Below are 20,486 nucleotides of genomic sequence, written 5' to 3' on the forward strand. Positions count from 1 at the left end.
GATTGTGCCTAGCCACGCGTTATTTCCGTTTTTTATCTCGCTTACTTGAGCACCGTCTATTCGCAAATTTGTTAGACTGCCCTCATTAGTGATATAAGTTACGCTAGCGTTGTCTTTGATGTCCATATTATATACCATTCGCGTGCCAGATTCTACCTTGATAGTGCCTATTGTAGAGCTATGCCCTATGGTTATATGCTGAAAGATTCCTCCCAATTTCCCGTCCCAATTATATGTCCAGTTCCCCCTATCTCCAGCTTCTGTGGTAGTATCGCTAGCTAGGATAAGTGAGCCGATATGTGCTTGGGCTATGGTTTTTACACTTGCTTGGACTTGCCCTTGAGAAGTGATACGAAAGCTCATATCTTTTGCGTCCAAAAGCCCAAATTCTATGAATTTGTAGAATCCTTTTTTGTAGTCGTGCGGGTATCCTAAATACCCCTGCCCTCTAAAACGATTTAGCCCTACATCGATTTGTTGTGTGCCTCCACCGATAGTTAGCCTCTCACTTGCCGTGCCAAACTGCACGGTGGTATTCCAATACTGATTTGTCTCATAGGATTCGTGCAAGTGCCGTGCGCCACTTCCTGTCATCTCTGTCCAATCAGCATTGCCCGTGCAGGTATAGACTTTTGTGCGCCCATCAAAGTCATTGTAGATACTACCCGGTGTGTAGTCATTTACGGTAGTGCGGCAATTTACCTGCGCTGCTATGGTGTCTAGGCTAAGGCTAGCTATGAGGCTAGCTGTGGCTATGGATAACGCTAGGCGTTTTTTGGGCGCGGTGGTTTTATTTACCCGCCCCCTAGCCCCCTCCGCAAGGGAGGGGGAAATCCTGCCGTCATTGCGAGAATTTGCATTGTCGTCATTGCGAGCGCAACTCGTTGCGCGTGGCAATCCAAAATAAGCCCCCTCCCTTGCGGAGGGGGTTTGGGGGTGGGTAGATTTTGCGCTAGCAAAATTTGCAATCTTGTCATTGAAAGTTGCATTGCTGTCATTGCGAGCAAATGCGTTAGCATTTGCGTGGCAATCCACGACAAAAAACATAGGTGGCAATCCACACTACGATATAGACAAAATAGATTGCCACGATTCTGCAACTTTTGACAAAGTTGCAGAATCTCACAATGACGGTATTGTTTCCCACTCCCTTGCGGAGGGGGCTAGGGGGTGGGTTTCTTGTCATACTAAGCAAAGCGAAGTATCTCAAAATGTCGATAAAAACAGAGATATTTCGGGCTTTGCCCTCAATATGACAAAAAATAGCAATCAGACAAAAATTTATCGTCATTGCGAGACTTCCGCAGGAAGTCGTGGCAATCCACAATGTAATACAGAATCAATAGATTGCCACGCAAGTCTTGCGACTTGCTCGCAATGACGGAAGAGCAGAATCCTTGCCTATAATGACGGCGTGGGTGGATTGCCACGCGTGGCGTAAGCCACGCTCGCAATGACGGATTATAAAAGTTGTAAAATCTAGGCAATTTATTTTTATGTTTTTGATATGTTTTTGATTTTGGATTTTTCAAGCGCAACTGCGCCCGCTCGCGCTTACACACTAAATCGCTACTTTGTAGATACGGGCTTGTGCCACGCGGATTTATGCAAAATCCGCTAGCAATGACGAGGTGGCGTTTTGGTGGAAGTGGAATCTAAAAATACCCACCCCATTAGCCTCTCCGCAATGTGGGGGAATTTTTGGATTGCCGCGCAAGTCTTGCGACTCGCTCGCAATGACAGCGTGGGTGTGGATTGCCACAAATCTAGGCTTTTTAACAAAAGCCTAGATTCTAGCAATGATACCCACCCCATAGCCACTCGTGCTAAGTGGGTGGGGGACAAAAGGCAAAATCCTATGTATGCAGTGTAATGGAGGGGGGATTTGGACATTTTGATTTCTAAAAATATCAGTATTTTATTTTCCAAAAAAATATAAGTATTTTGATTTTTAAAAAATATCAGTATCTTATTTCATAAAACATATCAATATTTTATTTTACAAAAAAATCAGTATTTTGATTTTCAAAGAATATCAGTATTGTATTTTCCAAAAAAAAATATCAGTATTTTGATTTCTAAAAAATCTCAATATGGCAAAATTTATCACTATGCCGCTAGCATCAAGCAAAAGCCTAGATTTATTTTTTGCAAGTGTTGATTTGCGTGGAGTGGGCTTTTAGCTCGGCTTCTTTGTCGATACGATTTTGAGGGATTTGGGCAAAAGTAGCACTAGCCTTCACACAATCCCCTAGCTTATAATACCCCCACGCAAGCGAGTCGATGTATGAAATCGAGTAAGGCTCTACAAGCAATGCTTCTTTGACATATTCGATACCTTTTTTTATATCTATGTCAAAATCTATCATCAAATATCCGCAAAAATTATAAAAAAACGCATCTTGGTTGGTTGGCTTTTGTTTGTTTGATTGGAGTTCTTTTTTGCGCTCTTTGATTGCTTTTTCTAGCTTTTTTGCCGCCTCTATGGCAGAATCTTTTGCGATGTCGTTTTCGCCTAGCCCATATATCGCTTCTAGGGCTAAAAATCTAGGATTTTTGCTTTTGGCATAGATTTGCGCACTCAAATCCCGCGCTTTTTCAAAATCCCCTTGCATCACATACAAATCTAGCAAAAGCCCTTGGTCAAATGGAAAACTCTGCGCAATCCCTTGCGCTTCTTGGTATTGTTTGAGGGCGACTAGCACGCGCATATAATTGGTAGCATTTGGAATCGTAGGGGCTTTTTTATAAATCGTTTCAAACACCGCTTTTGCCATATTTAGCGCGTTTGAATCCACATAAAAACTCAAAGCCTCCTCGCAAAATCCTTCCTCGCAACCCTCGCTTATGAGATGTTCGCTAAGCAATCCTAACGCTTGCTGGTTTTTTTCTTGGGATAAAAATATGACTAAAATCTTTTTTAGCACTTCTGGGCTTTTGGTTTTGGTGTATAGTTCGCCAAATATATTTAGGGCTTTTGGTAGCTGTTTTTGGAGCATATAGAGATTTGCTAGGACATCATTTAGGGCGTCTGTTTCTTCGACTTTTTTGACTTTTTCAAGCGCGATTATGGCTTTGTCCATCTCGCCATTTTGGACAAACGCATCGGCTAAAATCTTATTGATGATAGGGTCATTATCATCGCCACTTTGCTCTATGTATAGATTTGCTAGGCTAAATGCTTTGTTTATATCGCCCGTGCCAATCGCGGCTTGAGCGGCTAGCTTTGCATAATAAGGCTCTTTTGTTTCATCGTATAAAAGCAAAAAATTCTCTAGCGATTCTGCAAAATTGCTATGATACAAATCATCAGCCCCTTGCAACAAAAGCAAATCTTTATGAGAATCCAAAATCTTTGGCATTTCTGTATTTTCGTTAGGCAAAGTGGTTTCTAAGTCGTTGTATGGCTGTCTTATGGCGATTTGTGCGGTGAGGGTATGGGAGTTTTGCAAAGAGAATTTAAAAGCGGATTCTATGTTTTCTTGCGCGCTTGTTTGTGGATTTATTTGCGCGCTTGTTTGCGTGTCTGGTTGTGGATTTGATTTTATATTTGGTTTTTTTGATAAGTGTTTTTTTTGGGTTTGGCTAGATTCTGCATTGTCTTGGGTGGTATCGTGCTGTGTGGCGACTGCTATGGCGCAAAAAACACTGCACAAATATAGCGATATAAATGCGCATTTTGCAAATCTTGTAAATGATTTTTGTGTAAGGCTTTTTTGATTCACGCTTTTTTCCTTTTTTTGATTAGTTTTGATTTTACTAGATTGGATTTCGCTAGTTTAGATTTTGTCTAAGTGCGTTTTAGATTTTGATATTTTCTATGAGAGAATCCACACTATCAGCGGGATTTACAACCCCTTTGCACATCGCAAAAAGTTCGGTTAATTCCTCACATTTTTTGCCCCTGTATTTTTCCCAAAAAGGAAAATCCACGCATTGCTTTGGGCGAAGCGGATAGATTTTGCAACATTTTTTTTGCTCATCAAAAAACACGCACGCAAAGCCATTTTGATAGGGCTTTTCGACAAGTGAAAATCGATACCCAACTTTGATTAGATATTTTTTGGCAAAATCTTCTAGCGAGCAGGACAAAAACTTAGCGATTTGCTCTGCTTCTTTTAGGCTTAAAAATATATAGCCACTCTCCCCCACACAGCATTTGCCACCGCAGGTTTCACACGCTTTTTGGCTAAAGCCAAAACCAAAATCTTTTTGCCTAATTGCACCATCTAACAAAGTATCTTGCATAGTTTGTTCTTTTTGCTTTTTTCTCTTTGACAAATCGGCTAGAATCTTTATGTTTCAAGGTTTTTAAGAGGATTTTAAGATTCTAGCGTGGGATTTGAGATGGGGGATATGCTATGAGATTTTAGCATTTCTAGCGTGCGTGATAGTAGAGAGCTAGTATCAAGCCCTAGATGTTTTTCCACGCTAGAGACATTGCCGTGCGGGACAAATGCAGAATCTAGCTCAAAGCTAATGATAGGCTTTAAAATGCCTTTTTGACTTAGCATTTCATTGATAGCACTTGCCACTCCTCCTTGCTTGTAGCTATCGCTAAATACGAATGAAATAGCGTGGGATTTGATGATTTTGGCAAGATTTTCATCTAGTGGCTTTACAAATCGCAAGTCTATAAGGCTAGGGGAAAATCCTAGATTTTCTAGCTCTTTACATACGAGGTGCGCCCTGCCTACGCCATTTCCATAGCCAATTAAGGCTATATCTTTGCCCTCTTTTAGCACTTCGCATTTGCCAAGCATAAATGAGCTAGGCTCATAAATAGGCTTGCTAGATTCTAGCGCATCTAGCACAAAACTCCCCCGCACATAGCGATACGCACAAGGCGCGCTATCAAAGCTATGGGCAAAATGCACCGCTTCTATGAGCGTGGCATTATCACGCGGGGCAAAAAGGACAAAATTCGGGATTATCCGCAAATATGCAATGTCAAAAAGCCCTTGATGAGTCTCGCCATCTTCGCCTACGATTCCAGCCCTATCGATGCTAAATCGCACAGGCAAGCCCAAAATCCCCACATCGTGGATAATCTGGTCAAACGCCCTTTGCAAAAAAGTCGAATAAATGCTAACAAATGGGATAAACCCCTCTTTTGCCATCGCTGCCATAGAGGTTACGCAGTGCTGCTCTGCGATACCTGCGTCCCAAAATCTATCAGGGTATAAATCCATTAGCTTGCCAAGCCCCACGCCACCGGGCATAGCTGCGGTTATGCCTACGACTTTTTTGTCTTTTTTGGCGATTTCTAAAAGCGTGTTTGAATACACTTCTGTGGGGGATTTTGCGCTAATAGAGTCGCTTGAATTTCTAGCGGGTTTTTTAAGTGGCTGTCCTGTTTGCAAATCAAACGCCCCAACCCCGTGCCATTTTTCATAAGGTCCTTCAGCGATTTTGTAGCCCTTGCCTTTTATGGTTTGGATATGCACGATGACAGGTCGCTCCATCTCGCGCGCTCTTTTAAGGCAAAAAATCAGCTCCTCTAGCTTATGCCCATCAATAGGTCCTATGTAGCTAATCCCCATTTCTTCAAACAAAATCCCCGGGGTAATGAGCTTAAAACTCTCCTCCACACGCTTTGCTAGATAACTCGCAGAATCAGGCATTTTCTCCAAAAATTTTTTTGTGAAGTTGCGAAAAGATTGATACATAGGGTGTGAGATAAGATGGGATAAATGCTTGCTAATCGCGCCTATGGGGCGAGCGATACTCATTTCATTGTCATTTAGGATTATTACCATTGGGTATTTTCTATCGCCTAGCTCATTTAACGCCTCATAAGTAAGCCCCGCACTCATAGAGCCATCGCCTATCAGCACCACAGGCAAGCCATTTTTTCCTTCTAGTTTGTAAGATTTTGCCACGCCCACGCCTAGCGAAATCGAAGTAGAGCTATGCCCAGCGATGAAATAATCCGCGCTAGATTCTTTTGGATTGCAAAATCCGCTAATCCCGCCAAATTGTCGCAATGAGGCAAAATCCTCAAATCGCCCGCTTAAAAGTTTGTGTGCGTAGGCTTGATGAGAAACATCAAAAATAAATGGATTATGCTTGCGATGAAACACATAGTGCATAGCCACAATAATATCCACCGCACCTAACGATGAGCTTAAATGCCCGCCATTTTTGCTAACCACTTCTAAGATTCTGCCTCGCAAAATCTCTGCTAGCGCATATAGCTCTTTTATGTCCATATATTCTATGGGTTTTTGGGGGAGGGCAAGCCCTGTGTTTGATTTTGGGTTATTTTGTGGCATTGTTTTTTAGTCTTTTAGATTTTCAAGCACGGATTGTTTTAGGGTTTTGTAGCGATTTGAGATACTTCCATCGATGATTCCCCCGCCGTTATTGATGATTAAGCCACCTTTTGTGATAGCGTTGTCTGCTTGAATTTTTAGCTTTGGATAGTCTTTTAGGGATTCTTGGAGGCTTTGCAAATCCTGTGGATTTACGCGAATATGTATATCTGTGGCATTTGCTATTGAGCCTAGCAGCTCTTTTGCCAAAGCCGTTGCCACCGCGCTAGAATCATTCTCTACTTCTTTTGCTATGACTTCTTTTGCCATATCTACTGCTATGCCACTAAGCTCTTTTTCTAGCTCGCGCAAATGTGTTTCAGAGTTTTTCATCGCAGTCCCTAAAGTGATAGCGGATTCTATTAGGGAATTTTTTTCTTTTTGGATTTCGTTTTGAAATTCTGCTTTGATTTTTTCTTCGCCATCGCGCAAGCCGTCTTTGTATGCGTCATTTCGCGCAGTGGCGATTTGGGATTCCATTTCTTGCTGTTGTTTTTCAAACTGCATTTGCATTTTTGCTAGCGAAGTGGATAGCTCATCAATTTTGCCTAATAATTTTTCTACCAATTCTTTCTCCAACGAATCATCTTTTTGGCTAGGTTCTACCTCGATTTCTTTTGGTGCTTCAGAGCTAGATTCTACCTCATCAAGCACGATAGGGCTAAACTCATAGCGCGTGATTTTGTGCTTGCTAGCGCGCTCTTTTGCGATTAGATTTTCTTCGCCAAAACTAGACAAGGACATCATCATCTCCGCCGACTTGGATTACGCCTTGTTCGCTAAGGGTTTGGACTACTTCGACAATCTTTCTTTGTGCGGCTTCCACATCACGCATTCTAACCGCACCCAAAAACTGCATTTCCTCCACAAACTGCTCGCTTGCGCGAGAGCTCATCTGCTCTAAAAATTTTTGTTTTAGCATATCGGGTGCGGATTTTAGAGCCATTGTGAGGTCTTTTTTGTCCGCGACTTTGAGAATCTCCCTAATAGCGTTTTTATCAAGCCCGATAATATCTTCAAATGTAAACATCATTTCTTTGATTTCGCTTGCTAGTTGCTCATCGATTTGCTCGATGTAGGCTAGCGTATTTTTTGCAGCCTTTTGCCCAAGTCTGTTAAACATTTCAGCCACAGCGCGCGGTCCGCCGACTTCGACTTTGTAGCTTGTGAGTGATTCTAGTTTGTTTTCTAGCACGGTAGATACCCTTTTTACGACATTTGGCGATATATCGCCTAAGTTTGCCATACGAATAGAAATTTCAGCACGCGTATTGTCATCGCTAAACTGCCCTAGCGTCTCTGCCGCGCTTGTGGCGTCCATATGTGCCAAAATCAGCGCGATAGTTTGGGGATGCTCATTGACAATAAAATCTGCAAGCTGTTGGGGTCGCACTTTGGATAGATAAGCAAAGTTTTTCGCAGACTGCATAGTCTTAGCGAGTTTATCCATAATGCGTTTGGCTTCTTCTGGTCCCAATGCTTTGGTAAGCAAATCTCGTGCGTAATCCAAACCGCCCGTGTTGATATATTGATTTGATTGAAAAATCGCGTAAAATTCCTCAATCACTGCACCGCCTATGGCTTTGTCTGTGCCTTTTAACTGCATAATCTGGCGCGAAATTTCTGTAATGCCATCAATATCAAGATTTTTGAAAATCTCGCTAGTGAGCTCCTCACCTACTTGGATAAGCAAAATGGCGATTTTCTCACTCATAGATAATTCATCATATTGCGCTCTTTGTCGTTGGTTTAGTGCCATTTTGTCTCCTTATAAGATTTTGTGTTGGATTTTATATCGCTTATTTTTGGCTTATTTTGGCAAATGCTAGAAAATCTAAAAAATCTATGTTTTATTTGGATTTTACTTTTCTTTTAGAAATTGCCAAAATCTAACTTGTCCGCTCTGTGGGCGTGCCTATCTCATCGTGGATAAGTTTTTGGAAAAGAGAGGCGACTTCTTCTGGTTTTTCTTGGATAAGGGCGCGGATTTTCTCTAGCAATACTTCGTATTTGACTTCATCTTCGCTAAACCCTGCGCCACTAAGCCCAAGCTGGTCTTCTATGCGCTTTTTCATATCGCCAAAGCGCGAGGTCAGCTCATCATCATCGTCATCGACTTCAAATAGCGACTCGACTTTGTCTTCCTCTGCGTCTTGCATTTCAAGCATTCTCTCTGCAAATGGTGCAATGACTTTTTTGTAGAATATAAACACAATCACAGCGATTATGACATATTTTAGCAATGGAATGTATTGCGCGATGAGTGCGGTGGCTTTTTCTACAAAAGTTTGAGGTGGTTTTAGCCTATCGTTTTTAGAAAAATCCCAATCCGAAACCGTTACAGAATCTCCCCTATTTGAATTATAGCCGATAGCATCTTGGACTTGTTTTTCTAGCTTTGCTATGCGCTCTGGCGTGAAGGGGACATATTCTAGCACTTCATCGCCATTTTCATTTGTGGTTAGTCTTTGTTCGCCATTGACTAGCACGGACGCTGTCATACGGATAGGCTCGCCGGGCGAAAATTTTGTCTTTATTGTTTCATTGCCTATTTCGTTATTTACAATCGTTTCGCTCTCATCTTCTTTGGTAAGCCCATTTTCATTATCCAAATCCTGCACAGGTCCTATGTTTGACTCTACGCCGGGGATTCCGCCTATGCGTTTTTCGCCCGGTCCTACTTTGTGTTTTTCATAGTCTCTTTGTGCGCGTGGAAGCACTTGTGCGGGGTCAAAAGTCTGCTTTACGGATTCTCTTTGGCTAAAATCATACTGCAAATGCACGATAGCCACTACCTTGCTAGCCCCACCTGCAAGGGGGCTTAGTAGTTTTACAATATCATCTGCTTTTTTTTGCTCCTCTTTATGCACGAACGCATATTGTTGTTTTAGCACTTCATTTAGCCCTAGTAGCTCATTATCCTCGCCTAAGGGCATACCATTGCTATCGACAATTTTGACATTTTCAGGCGTTAGCTTAGGGATAGCCGCAGAGACTAGGTTTTTTATCCCTGTGATTTGAAATGAAGATAATTGCGCCCCGGGCTTTATTTGCACCATTACCGCAGCGGTAGGTGGCACAGAAGTAGAGACAAAAAGACTCTCTTTTGGATTTGCGATTTGCACACTTGCTTTAAAAATCGGCTCTAATGCCTCAATCGTGCGCGTTAGCTCGCCCTCTGTGGCGCGCAAAAACTTCACTTGCTGGGTAAAATCTGTCGCAGCAATGTCGTTTGTATCAAAGACTTCAAACCCTACTTTTGAGGTTTTTGGGATACCGCGTGCGGCTAGCTCGATACGCTCCTCCGCTACGCGCTCTGCTGGGATTTCAATGACATCATTTCTAGGGATTTTATAAGGGATTTGTTTTTCTTTTAGGTATTCTAAAATCAGCGCATTATCCGCAGAATCTAGCTTGTCAAAAAGCACTCCATATTCGCTTTGGGGTTTTTTGCCCGAAAAAACCACCAAAAATACAAAAAATGCTATCAAAATCACAGCAGTAGCAGCAATAACAACGCGTTGTTTTTTATTGAGCTTGCTATAAAGTTTGTGCATACTCTCTAAAAATGCTTTTGCTTCCACTTGACTTCCTTTTGTTTGTTTTGTTTGTTTTGTTTGTTTTGTTGGTCGTTATTTTAGGCTTGTAGTGCTAGATTTTGTGATAATGCTTTATCTAGGCATTCTAGCACGCGTGTGTTTTGAGAATCTAGCCCGATAGTGATTCTGCACGCATTCATTTTGTAGCTTGCTAGATTGCGGATAATTATCCCTTGAGACAAAAGCCAATCACATATTTTGCTAGAATCTAGATTATCCCCCAAAATAAGCGTGATGAAATTGGTAAAAGATGGGATAAAATCTATGCCCTTAGATTTTGCAAAATCCTCATATCGCTGCATTTGGATAAAATTTTGCCTAACACTCTCTTGCATAAAATCATCATCTTTTAGTGCTTCGCTAGCAGCCACAAGGCTAAGGGTGGTGATATTAAACGGCGGGCGAACTTTGTGTAAAATCGAAATTAGATTTTGATTTGCTATGCCATAGCCTATGCGCATACCGCCTAGCCCATAAGCCTTAGAAAAAGTGCCTAGATAAATGGCGTTTGAAAATCGCTCCACAATCTCTAGCGGGGAAATCTCTTTTGCTTTATCTTTGTAGCGTGCAAATTCTTGATATGCCCCATCGATTAGCACCAAACTTTGAGGGGATTTTTTTGCCACAATGTCTAAAAACTCATACACTTCTTTTGCGTCCAAACATTCGCCCAAAGGATTATTTGGCACGCAAAGAAAAATAATCTCTGGTTTAGATTCTAGCATTTGGGTAAATTGGGCTAGATTGTGCGTATCGCTACTTGTGCGAAGTATCCTAAATCCCGCGATTTTAGAGTATATCTCATACATCGCAAAGGTAATGCCAGCCATAAGGACGGCAGGTTTTTGGGTTGAGCTATTTTGCGGATTTGTCGCATTTTGCGTGTTTGTTTGTGGATTTTTTTGCAGATTATTTTTCAAATTTTCTTGTAAATTTTCTCGCAAATTCTCTTGCAGATTCTCTTTTAAATTCTCTTGTGGATTGCTGCTTAGATTTTCTTTTGCCCTCACGCACATTTCTACGACTTGGTCGCTACCTGAGCCTATGATTAGATTTTCTACGCCTATGGCAAATCTTTTTGCTAAACCCTCTTTAAGTGCTAGCATAGAATCATCGGGGTAAAGATTGGCATTATGCGCGTTTGATTTGATTGCTTCGACTACTTTTGGCGAGGCGCGAAATGGATTTTCATTGCTCGCTAGTTTGATAATATTATCTTGCTTTAGCCCAAATTTTCGCACGACTTCTTCTATGGGTTTGCCCGCTTGATAAGTGGCGATATGTTCTAGCTCTTTGTTAAAGCGCATTTTATGCCCTATATTTTAGATTTTGTTATTTGCATTTAAAAGAGATAAACGATTTAAACTCGACATTTTTGCTACTTTGCAAAGGCAGGGCAAAATCTGCTATGCTAGATTCTTTTAGAAAATCCGCATTTGCTTTATTTATCCCGCTTGCCCCCATATTTTTTAGCATCGCGCTATGATGCCCTTGCAAAGCAAGATTTTGCCTATACGCATCATCAAAAAATTCCACTCGCGCTATTTCACATTTCACGCCAAACCCACCCTCTATCGCGCTTTGCTGTTTTTTGATTTCTTTGGATAGCTCGGCATACACTTCTTTGCTTGCATTAGATAACTGCTCTTGCGTGATAAGAGGCTCTATGCCGTAGTTTGCAAGCCTTAGGACGCCACTTTTTAGTGCTAGATAATCAATGTCTTTTAGCATTGCTTGATAGCTCGCAAACTCATCTTTGTTAAATTTGCATTCGATTACGCCACCTATAAAGGCATTTAGGTTGTTTGCAATGCTAAAATCGATTGCATTATTTTCATCAGTTTTTTCACTTTTTGCGTCTTTTTCATTTTTGTTGCTATTTTTTTGCAAATCAAAATCCCCACCTTGACATTTTTGCTCCCTCCTAGCTCGCTCTATCGCGGAAGCTAGGGTATTTTTGATAAGCTGTATTTCTTGTGAGTTTGGATTTTGTGAAATGCTTTTAAACCCAAAAGCACCTACATAGAGTTCAACGGGAAGTTGTTTTTGTGAAGTAAGAGTTTGAGAGAAGTGAGATTTTTCTTTGTTGCCAAGAAAGCTGTCTTTTTGCTCGCTTAGTCGCATAAAAAACGCTCCACCGACAAAAAGCCCGACTGCCAAAAACCCAACGATAAAATATTTTATAGAGCCCATATAAAATCCTTTGTGCTAAATCTTTACTTAACGCAAAACTAAGAAAATAGGGCAATTATAGCACAAAGAAATAAAAACATTTGCAAAATCTATATTTTGTGCTAAATTTATAAAAAATTTGCCGATTAGTGCCAATTCTGGCATTTGTCGATTATTTTTTCATATTTTCACAACTTTACAACGCCTGCTAATTTTAAAGATAATTTTAAAAACCTCGTAACGATTGCGTGCGCTCGTTGCATTCGCAAGAAAAAGTTTTTCACATTGCAAAACTTTACTTTAAGTATTTTGCTTTAGATTGGTTTATATATTTTTCCAATTCAGATTCCTTTCTATTTAGATAGTTTTCCAACTCTTTCAAATGAGATTCCCGCTATTTCAAATTATCCTCGAATTTTTTCAAATTATCCCACCTTTTTAAATTAGATTCTTTAGTTTCTAAGGAAATCGAAATATAATCAAATGATTTTCTCCTTAAATCATAGTATTTTTCAATCATTGCTCCTCCTTTAAACCTTAACGAAAACATTTTACCAATTAACAATTCTCTTGTTTCTTCATCATAATCATCTTTATCTAACGACGCGTCTAACTTTTTTTCTAACACTTCTAATAACCTTAGATTTAACGCATCCTTTTTATCTAACGCATCTAACTTTTTTTCTAACGCATCGGATTTATTATTTAACGCGTTTTGTTTATTATTTATTTCATCGTTATAAGCATTTACACTAAGCACACATAATGCCACTAACACCGCTTGTAACAATCTTTTTAATCCTGCAATTTCTTGCATTTACAATCCTTTATAAGTGAAATAAAATGGGGATTATATCTTATTTTTCCTGTTCTCTCTGCTTTTTAGTTTTTTTGAATCATTTAGCTTAAAAAACTCACAAAAACCCCACTAAATCCATATTTCAAATTCAACTTAGGGCTAAATGTGGCTAAATGCGGTTAGGTTGCAAGGATAAAATGGTGGCAAATGCGCTTTCAATGATTTTAACTTTTTTGGCGTAAAATCCATCAAAAAAAAACGCATAAAAAGGCTAGATTTTATTTTAGATTTTAGATTAGATTTAAGGTTAGATTTTAGGGATTCCGCTTTGAGAGCTGCCGCTAAAATCTAGTAGCTTTTTATACAGCACCACCCCAGCACGACTAAAGGCTTTTGACTTGCTTGCTTGAGTCTCGCTAAAGCTAGCCTCCCACAGCACATTATCAGCGCAGTCTTTTACTACCGCTTTGACTTCCACACTCACGCTTTTTTGCGCATTTGTGGTGCTTGCCTCGATATATAGCGTATGTATGTTTGGCTCATTTACTATGCGAGCAAATTTTGCCACTTCGCCCAAAAATACGGATTTATCGTTTTTGTCGCCCACATTATCGCCCTCAAATCGTATTTCTACTTTTAGTTTTGGTTTTGGTAGATTTGCCTTTTCTAGCTCCTCAAACTTCTCAAAATCAGCCCCCACAAACCCCAAAGCACGCAAAATCGCGCTAGATTCTCTCGCGTTTTTTAGCTCTTTTTGAAGCAGGGCAAAATCTTTTAGGCTTAGGCTAGAGCAAGATTTTGGGAGGGATTCTAATCGCTCGATTCCTTGCTCTAGCTTAGATTTTATCGGCATTGCTATGTCTTTTTTTGCGATAGCCACCTCGACATAATACACGCCTTTTGAGTGAGATTTTTGCGTGATTTTTAGATTTTGCAAATCCAGCATAGCACTGCTAAGCGAAATATTTTGCTCCAAATTAGAATCAAACCTATCATTTTGCGCGCTATTTGTGATATTTGTGCGGGATTTGACTTGTGTTTGCACGCTTTGTGCTAAGTCATTTGCCGCCTCCATTTTTGCTTTTGCTAGGCTATCGCCACTACCTAGCCCATATAGCGTATCGCTCGCACTTTTGGGCGTCAAAAACCATTTGGGAGGATTTGCCTCCACCACTCCGCCATCTAGCAGTAGCAACGCCCCAAACACGATACAAAGCCACATTTTTTTTAGCCCGCGTGCTTGTTTGATATTTTTTATCATCGCTTGGGTTTTTTCTTTTTTTGCCTCTTTTTTTGTGAGATTTTGGGCTAGATTTTGTTTGTCTTGCTTTGTTTGCAAATGTTCGATTTTTTGCATATTCTCCCTTTTTGTTTGCCTTTGTGTAGCTGATTTTGTAGCATTTTGTAAATGCCAAAATACTAATTTGAATGTTGATTTGGGCTAGATTTTGCACACATTCTAAGAAAACGCATTCTACACTATTTTTGCAAAATCTTAAGCAATTTTTTATAAACTTTGAAACTACTATGTTTATGAGATTTATAAAAACAGCACAAAATCTATCGAGTTTTTATCACAAATACCCTAAAAATCTATCAGGCTTTTTTAGTCATTAAACACCCTCAAAATCTTAAATAACACAACCACAGCGTAAAAACATTTATACCACACGAGCTTTTTAGTCAAAGCGTAATTTAATCCCGAGAGATAGAATGTTTTTAATCCTATCTTTTTTATTTTTTGCTTCTAAAAAATGAAACTTTAATGAGCCAAAACATTTAAGAACAAAAATTTAAATGCTTTGACTGCGATTATGCTATTTGAAACCTCCATATTAAAGTTTCTTCTACTATTAAAACTTTGAGTATTAAAACTTTGGGTTTTTGCTTCTAAAGACTTATTTGTTTGACAAAATCTTATTTGTAGCAAATCTTGCCGTCATTGTGAGAATTTGTATTGCCGTCATTGCGAGCGTTGCAGGACAACGCGCGACAATCCACACTCCCATCGTCATTGCCAAGATTCTAGCCTTTTGTGAAAAAGGCTAGAATCTTGGCAATCCACAAAAGAATTTTGTCATACTTAAGCGAAGCGAAGTATCTCAAAAAAAACTATAGATTGCCACGCAAAATCTAGCGATTTTTTAAAGAAACTGCGCTTTGTTGCGCGGATAGCTCGAATAATACACAATAATATTTCGCGCATTTTTAAGCAAATCCTCGCGCGATTTATGCAAATCTTGCGAACCGCCAAAAGCGACATTTATCATAAATCCACACGACATAGCCAAAAATACGCGCCGATTTATGCGCGAATCTTTTATGTGTTTCATCTATAAATCCTTTTAAAATCTATTTTGCGGGTTTGTTTATGCCAAAGCTCTCTTTTATGCCAAAATTTGGCTCTACACACAGGCGAATCACCAAATGCGCTATGGATTTTCGCGAAATATACGCGCTTGGATTTTTGAAAACTTCGCCCTTGCGCGTTAGCTCATAGTCAATCTCATCGGCGTTTGAAAACCACTGCGGACGGATTATCGTGTAATCAAGTCCGCTAGATTCGATAAGCCTTATAGGTTCGGCGTGGCGGGAGCGGTGCGAGACATTTTCGCTATCATACACGCCATAGCTTCCTATCCAAATAAGCCTTTTTAGCCCCGTTTCTTTCATTGCTGTTATAATCGTCTGCGCCATTTGTTTAATGTCGCTCCCTGCTAGATTTGCATACACGACATTGACATTTTTCATCGCATTTTTTAGCGCGTCAATGTCAAGCGCATCGCCTTCAATTAGCGTGATTTTGCTTGGATTTGCCTTTGCAATGCTTGATAAACGCCCCGAATCACGCAAAAATAATTTTAGATTCGCATTTGTGCCAACCAAAAATCCCTGCGTAGCGACTTTTGCCACGCTACCATTTGCGCCGATGATAAGAATCTGTGCTTTTGATTCGCGCCCTTTTATGTCGATAAAATCGCTCTTTTGCCACGAAACCGCACACGCACAATTTAATAAACAAGCAAAGACACTAAAAAGTGCTGTTAAAATTTTTTTCATTCTACCCCCTTTGGTTTTTTGTGATTTTCTAGTTGTTTTATGATTCGCGCGGGATTGCCCCCTACGATGACATTTGGCGGGACATTTTTAGTTACTACTGCGCCTGCTGCGATTATGGAGTTATCCCCTATGCTTACGCCCGGACAGATAGTCGCGCCTATGCCTATCCACACGCGTTTGCCGATTTTGACAGGTTTGCAAAATGTGGTAGCGCGGTTATGCGGGTCAAAATCGTGGTTTATCGTTACGATATTTACCTTTGGCGCGATAAATGTCGCTTCGCCCACTTCAATCCCGCCCCTATCCATAAAAGTGCAACAAGTGTTGATAAACACGCCCTTTTCTAAGGCAATATTACGCCCAAAATCCGTGTAAAATGGTGGCATTATCCACACACTATAATCAAGCGTGTAGCCAAAAAGTTCGCTTAAAATCGCCCGTGTTTCCTCGCGGGAGCGGTAGCCTGAATTTAGGTGCGCTACGATTTTTTGGGCATTAGTAATCGCCTTAAACATTTCCTCCCAGCCATTACTTTGATAGTTTATCCCATCGCCTCTCAAATCCCGCGCAAAAATTTCGTGCGTGAAGTCCACACGCTCTAAATCTAGCAATTCCTTAAAATTCGCCATAAGATTTTGCATTTTTGCTCCCTATTTTGCCCTCTCAAATGTAATCACAAAGCTCTCTTTTTGTGCTTTGATTTTTTCCAAAATTTGCAAATCCACGCTCCCAAAGTGCACAAGTCCGCTATGAAATGGTTGCTTTTCATAGAAAATCCCCAAATTCCCCCACGGGCTAAAATAAAACAAATCCCCCACTTGCGGATTGTAGCCATTTAGTCCGCTTGTGTTGAGCCCTCTTGGCAGTTTGGGCGAGATTTTTTCTTTGCCATCGTAGTCGCGAAATTCTAGACTCAAAGGCAAAAGCGCGTAAAAATCGCGCGTAGCGGGATTATCCTCTAGCTTTACTTTTGATGTTACTATGCCACTTTGTAGTTGCAATTTGAGCTCTATTATCATTTTGCTATCCTTATGCTTAGATTCCGCGCTCAAAGGCATCGCGACAAACACAATAAACGCCAAAAATCTAGCAATTTTTATGAGAAATTTTTGCATACTTGTTCCTTTTGCTAGATTTTACACGATTCCCGCGTTTGTTAGCCATTTGCGGATAGTGGATTTGTTTGCCCCGAAGTTAAATTTCGCTCCATCTAGGACTTTGGCATTTGGCACGAGCCTTTGCATATCGCGCGGGGCAGAGCCTAGCTCACTCCCACCGCTCGTGCAAAATGGCAATATAATCTTGCCACCAAAATCGCTTGATTCTAAAAAGCTAAACACCACAGGCGGCGCGCTATACCACCAAATAGGAAATCCTATGATGACAACTTCAAAGCGCGCTATGTCGATATTACCCGCAAGGGGCGGGCGTGAGCTTTTGTCCTTGCACTCAATCGTGCTTCTACTTTGCTCATTTGTCCAATCCAAATCCGCGCTTGTGTAAGGCGTTGCAGGCGTGATTTCATAAATTTCACAAGATTGTGCGCCCTGCATTTCCCCCGCTACTTTTGTGATTGTCTGTGCGACTTCTTTGGTAATCCCACTCGCACTAAAATATGCCACCAAAATATTCATCATTACTCCTTTAAATTTTAAAATTTAAACGCGCTTTGCTCCATTATATTTGCGTGTAGATAAGCCCAAAAGCGCGTGAAACTAGAATGCAACTACGCTAGATTTGCGCACGGATTTTGTATGCGGATTTTGTCAAACCCTACTTCGCTTTTTTTAGCGCGGATTTGTATTCCTCATCGCTTAGCTTTTCTAGCCACACGACATTTTGCCCATTTCTCACACCTGTAAGGGCGATATGTGCGACATTTTGCTTGTCAGTCGCGCCGTGCCAATGCTTCACATCTGGCGGACAAATGATTGTATCTCCTTTGCGTGCGATTCGCACTTCGCCATTTTCGCTACCTGTGATGATTTCGCCATCTGTTACGATTAGCGTTTGTCCCGCAGGGTGTGTGTGCCACGCGCTCCGCGCCCCTTTGCTAAACTCCACCAATCCCCCGCCAAACGCCCGATAAGGCGCGTCATTAAAAAGTTTGGTAACTTTGACTTTGCCACTAAAAATCGTATCATTGCCTTCAAATCCGCCCAAACTCCCCGCTTTGATTAACTCTTGCTCGCTTGCATTTACCATACTCAAACCTCCCAAAATCACGCATAGCGCGATAGATTTTGCTTTCATTTTTTCTCCTTTCAAATTAAAAACCAAAATTATGCAACTTTTATCAAACAAAATCCCTATCGCGTAAAGTTCTCCCCTGCTGTGCGCTCGTTAAACCACTTGATTCGTGCGGGGTCTTGATGGTCTAGCAAGGGTTTGCCTGTCTCTAATTTGGCGATTTTTGCCATATCTGTGCTTGTTAGCTCAAAGTCAAAAATAGCTAGATTCTCTCGCATTCTCGTGGGCTTGATAGTCTTTGCAACGCTAATAATGCCTCGCTGATAAATCCAGCGCAAAATCACCTGCGCCACGCTCTTTTTATGCGCTTTGGCGATTGTGCTTAAAACTTTGTCATTCAAAATATTGTCTTGTGCCTGTTTTAGCGGACTAAACGCCTCCATTTGAATGCCTAATTCTTTTAGATTTTGCAACGCCTTTTGGTTTTGAAAATGCGGATGGCACTCGATTTGATTGAGCGCGGGTTTGATTTCGTTGTTTTGCACGAAGTCCATAATCCGTGCGGGATTAAAGTTGCTAACGCCAATGGCGCGGACAGCTTTGTCCTTATAAAGCGCACTCATCGCCCGCCACGCGCCATAAGTGTCATTTACGGGCTGGTGGATTAGGTATAAATCTGCGTAGTCGATTTTGAGCTTTTTTAGGCTCTCAAAGTAGGCTTTTCCTGCCAACTTTTCGTTCGCATAAGGGCGAAAAAGTTTGCAAGTGATAAATAATTCATCGCGTTTTACCCCTGTGGCTTTGAATGCGTAGCCTATGGCTTCCTCGTTTGCGTAGCTTTGCGCGGTGTCAAATAATCGATAACCCGCTTCTAGCGCGTCCTCTACGGCTTTTTGCGTGGCTTTGGTATCGCCAAGTTTAAGTGTGCCAAATCCCACTGCTGGCATTACAACGCCGTTATTTAGCGTGAATGTGGGGATTTTGCTTGAATCTTTGGTGAGATTCGCGCTTGAATCTGTGCTATTTTTAAGATTCACGCTCTTTGAATCCGCACTCTTTGCCAAAAGAGTTGAGCTACCAAATGTCGCTAATGCGCCCAAAGCTACGCTCATTTTCGCGCTATTTTTGATAAATTCGCGCCTTTGCAAATCGCCTGTAAATGCTAGTTTTTTCATTGTTGTCTCCTTTGCTACAAATCCCTATTTTGCTTTATAATTTGCTAAAAAGCTCACCATTTGCGGGTCTCTGTGGTCGATAAATTGTGTCTTGCCCGTGTCTAATTTGGCGATTTTTGCCTTGTCTTCGGCAGTGAGTTTGAAATCAAACACAGCGAAATTCTCCCGCATTCGCTCGATTTTCGTAGTTTTGGGAATCACCACGACATTACGCTCAATTAGCCAGCGCAAAATCACTTGCGCGGGGGTTTTGCCATATTTTTCCCCGATACTTTTTAGCACTTTGTTGCTAAACATTCCGCCTTTGCCCTCCGCAAAACTTGCCCAGCTCTGCACCGCCACGCCTAAATCATTGTTGATTTTTTGCTCGTTCTCTTTTTGAAAAAGCGGGTGCATTTCGATTTGATTGAGAGCGGGTTTTATGTCGTTAAATGTGCAAAAATCCGTGATTTTATCCGCATAAAAATTGCTCACGCCAATAGCGCGGATTTTGCCCTCTTTGTGTAGCTTACTCATCGCACGCCACGCGCCGTAAGTATCGTTAAATGGCTGATGGATAATGTATAAATCAACATAATCCACGCCCAACTTCTTGCAACTTGCCTCAAACGCCTTAAATGCGTCCTTTTCGTTTGTGTGGCTAATCCATAGCTTTGTTTCGATAAAGAGTTCCTCCCGCTTTGTCCCGCCATTTAGCGCGGTTTTTATCGCCGCGCCTATGCCCTCTTCGTTTGCATAAGCCTGTGCGGTATCAATTAGCCGATAACCCACGCTTAGCGCGTCTTCTACGCATCGTTGCACCTCATTGTTTGGGATTTGATAAGTCCCATAGCCCAAAATTGGCATTTTCACGCCGTTATGTAGTGTAATCGTTTGCATATTTGCTCCTTTTTGATTTGCTTTGTTTTGGTTTGTCGCACTTTGATTTGAATGCGCCATTAGTGGCGCAACGCCTGAAGTCATAGCCATACTTGCTAGGGCGATTTTGCCCGAAGTTTTGAGAAACGCTCGCCGTTTAGACTCGCTTGTGTTTTGCATACTCGCTCCTTTAAATGTATTTACAATCTAGATTCTAGATTTATCGCAATTATAAACCCTGATAGCAACTCTAAGTCAAGAGGAAAATCACAAATTTTTCAAAGATTTTGCAAAAAATACAAAAAAATCGCATAGCTAG

Annotated in this window: 22 protein-coding genes; 2 read left to right on the forward strand and 20 right to left on the reverse strand. The window is 41.1% G+C overall.

All coding sequences use genetic code 11. The features are described 5' to 3' along the window. Positions 1 to 1,047, reverse strand: a 1,047-nt coding sequence (locus tag ACWIUO_RS07435) for a hypothetical protein (protein WP_454177278.1), incomplete at its 3' end; no start/stop codon positions are given. Between ACWIUO_RS07435 and ACWIUO_RS07440 the strand changes: the two genes are divergently transcribed. Further along, complete coding sequence (locus ACWIUO_RS07440) at positions 998 to 1,381, forward strand: hypothetical protein (RefSeq protein ID WP_454177279.1); 384 nt, start codon at positions 998 to 1,000, stop codon at positions 1,379 to 1,381. The genes ACWIUO_RS07435 and ACWIUO_RS07440 overlap by 50 nt on opposite strands. Positions 1,382 to 1,617: 236 nt before the next feature. Here ACWIUO_RS07440 and ACWIUO_RS07445 read toward each other — a convergent pair whose 3' ends face one another. The 11 genes from ACWIUO_RS07445 to ACWIUO_RS07495 all read right to left on the reverse strand — a co-directional run bounded on the left by ACWIUO_RS07445 (position 1,618) and on the right by ACWIUO_RS07495 (position 14,241). Beyond that, positions 1,618 to 1,893, reverse strand: coding sequence for a hypothetical protein (locus tag ACWIUO_RS07445; protein WP_454177280.1), 276 nt, complete (start codon positions 1,891 to 1,893; stop codon positions 1,618 to 1,620). A 248-nt stretch (positions 1,894 to 2,141) separates the two neighbouring features. Further along, complete coding sequence (locus ACWIUO_RS07450; RefSeq protein WP_454177281.1) at positions 2,142 to 3,725, reverse strand: tetratricopeptide repeat protein; 1,584 nt, start codon at positions 3,723 to 3,725, stop codon at positions 2,142 to 2,144. A 76-nt stretch (positions 3,726 to 3,801) separates the two neighbouring features. After that, complete coding sequence (locus ACWIUO_RS07455; RefSeq protein WP_454177282.1) at positions 3,802 to 4,248, reverse strand: YkgJ family cysteine cluster protein; 447 nt, start codon at positions 4,246 to 4,248, stop codon at positions 3,802 to 3,804. A 74-nt stretch (positions 4,249 to 4,322) separates the two neighbouring features. Then, positions 4,323 to 6,212, reverse strand: a complete 1,890-nt coding sequence (dxs, locus tag ACWIUO_RS07460) for a 1-deoxy-D-xylulose-5-phosphate synthase (protein WP_454177352.1) — start codon at positions 6,210 to 6,212, stop codon at positions 4,323 to 4,325. A gap of 69 nt (positions 6,213 to 6,281) precedes the next feature. After that, positions 6,282 to 7,064, reverse strand: a complete 783-nt coding sequence (gene fliH / locus ACWIUO_RS07465) for a flagellar assembly protein FliH (RefSeq protein WP_454177283.1) — start codon at positions 7,062 to 7,064, stop codon at positions 6,282 to 6,284. Next, entirely contained in the window at positions 7,045 to 8,073 is a 1,029-nt protein-coding gene (gene fliG / locus ACWIUO_RS07470) for a flagellar motor switch protein FliG (RefSeq protein ID WP_454173907.1), read from the reverse strand. Before fliG ends, fliH begins: the two co-directional genes overlap by 20 nt. Before the next feature lie 130 nt (positions 8,074 to 8,203). Continuing rightward, positions 8,204 to 9,898, reverse strand: a complete 1,695-nt coding sequence (gene fliF / locus ACWIUO_RS07475; RefSeq protein ID WP_454177284.1) for a flagellar basal-body MS-ring/collar protein FliF — start codon at positions 9,896 to 9,898, stop codon at positions 8,204 to 8,206. Positions 9,899 to 9,951: 53 nt separating this feature from the next. Further along, positions 9,952 to 11,220, reverse strand: coding sequence for an aminotransferase class I/II-fold pyridoxal phosphate-dependent enzyme (locus ACWIUO_RS07480; protein WP_454177285.1), 1,269 nt, complete (start codon positions 11,218 to 11,220; stop codon positions 9,952 to 9,954). 25 nt (positions 11,221 to 11,245) lie between these two features. Continuing rightward, entirely contained in the window at positions 11,246 to 12,106 is an 861-nt protein-coding gene (locus ACWIUO_RS07485; RefSeq protein WP_454177286.1) for a hypothetical protein, read from the reverse strand. 373 nt (positions 12,107 to 12,479) lie between these two features. Next, positions 12,480 to 12,902 (reverse strand): hypothetical protein, encoded by a 423-nt coding sequence (locus tag ACWIUO_RS07490; RefSeq protein WP_454177287.1) that lies wholly within the window; start codon positions 12,900 to 12,902, stop codon positions 12,480 to 12,482. A gap of 289 nt (positions 12,903 to 13,191) precedes the next feature. Then, the gene (locus tag ACWIUO_RS07495; RefSeq protein ID WP_454177288.1) at positions 13,192 to 14,241 is read right to left on the reverse strand and encodes an LPP20 family lipoprotein; all 1,050 of its coding nucleotides are present in this window, start codon (positions 14,239 to 14,241) and stop codon (positions 13,192 to 13,194) included. A gap of 545 nt (positions 14,242 to 14,786) precedes the next feature. Between ACWIUO_RS07495 and ACWIUO_RS07500 the strand changes: the two genes are divergently transcribed. Beyond that, a complete protein-coding gene (locus tag ACWIUO_RS07500) occupies positions 14,787 to 14,933 on the forward strand; it encodes a hypothetical protein (RefSeq protein ID WP_454177289.1) in 147 nt (48 codons plus the stop codon). A gap of 95 nt (positions 14,934 to 15,028) precedes the next feature. Here ACWIUO_RS07500 and ACWIUO_RS07505 read toward each other — a convergent pair whose 3' ends face one another. The 8 genes from ACWIUO_RS07505 to ACWIUO_RS07540 all read right to left on the reverse strand — a co-directional run bounded on the left by ACWIUO_RS07505 (position 15,029) and on the right by ACWIUO_RS07540 (position 20,347). Then, positions 15,029 to 15,217, reverse strand: a complete 189-nt coding sequence (locus tag ACWIUO_RS07505) for a hypothetical protein (protein WP_454177290.1) — start codon at positions 15,215 to 15,217, stop codon at positions 15,029 to 15,031. A 19-nt stretch (positions 15,218 to 15,236) separates the two neighbouring features. Beyond that, positions 15,237 to 15,944 (reverse strand): NAD(P)H-binding protein, encoded by a 708-nt coding sequence (locus ACWIUO_RS07510; RefSeq protein ID WP_454177291.1) that lies wholly within the window; start codon positions 15,942 to 15,944, stop codon positions 15,237 to 15,239. Beyond that, positions 15,941 to 16,585, reverse strand: coding sequence for a sugar O-acetyltransferase (locus ACWIUO_RS07515; protein WP_454177292.1), 645 nt, complete (start codon positions 16,583 to 16,585; stop codon positions 15,941 to 15,943). Before ACWIUO_RS07515 ends, ACWIUO_RS07510 begins: the two co-directional genes overlap by 4 nt. 9 nt (positions 16,586 to 16,594) lie before the next feature. Then, on the reverse strand, positions 16,595 to 17,059 hold the full coding sequence (locus ACWIUO_RS07520) for a cyclophilin-like fold protein (RefSeq protein ID WP_454177293.1): 465 nt from the start codon (positions 17,057 to 17,059) through the stop codon (positions 16,595 to 16,597). Between the two features lie 21 nt (positions 17,060 to 17,080). Beyond that, a complete protein-coding gene (locus ACWIUO_RS07525; RefSeq protein ID WP_454177294.1) occupies positions 17,081 to 17,578 on the reverse strand; it encodes a flavodoxin in 498 nt (165 codons plus the stop codon). A 139-nt stretch (positions 17,579 to 17,717) separates the two neighbouring features. After that, positions 17,718 to 18,149: a cupin domain-containing protein gene (locus tag ACWIUO_RS07530; protein WP_454177353.1), complete on the reverse strand. Its 432-nt coding sequence runs from the start codon at positions 18,147 to 18,149 to the stop codon at positions 17,718 to 17,720. A 104-nt stretch (positions 18,150 to 18,253) separates the two neighbouring features. Further along, the gene (locus tag ACWIUO_RS07535) at positions 18,254 to 19,309 is read right to left on the reverse strand and encodes an aldo/keto reductase (protein WP_454177295.1); all 1,056 of its coding nucleotides are present in this window, start codon (positions 19,307 to 19,309) and stop codon (positions 18,254 to 18,256) included. A gap of 24 nt (positions 19,310 to 19,333) precedes the next feature. After that, entirely contained in the window at positions 19,334 to 20,347 is a 1,014-nt protein-coding gene (locus ACWIUO_RS07540; protein ID WP_454177296.1) for an aldo/keto reductase, read from the reverse strand. Positions 20,348 to 20,486 lie beyond the last annotated feature (139 nt).

The sequence above is a fragment of the Helicobacter sp. T3_23-1056 genome, from assembly GCF_053654535.1.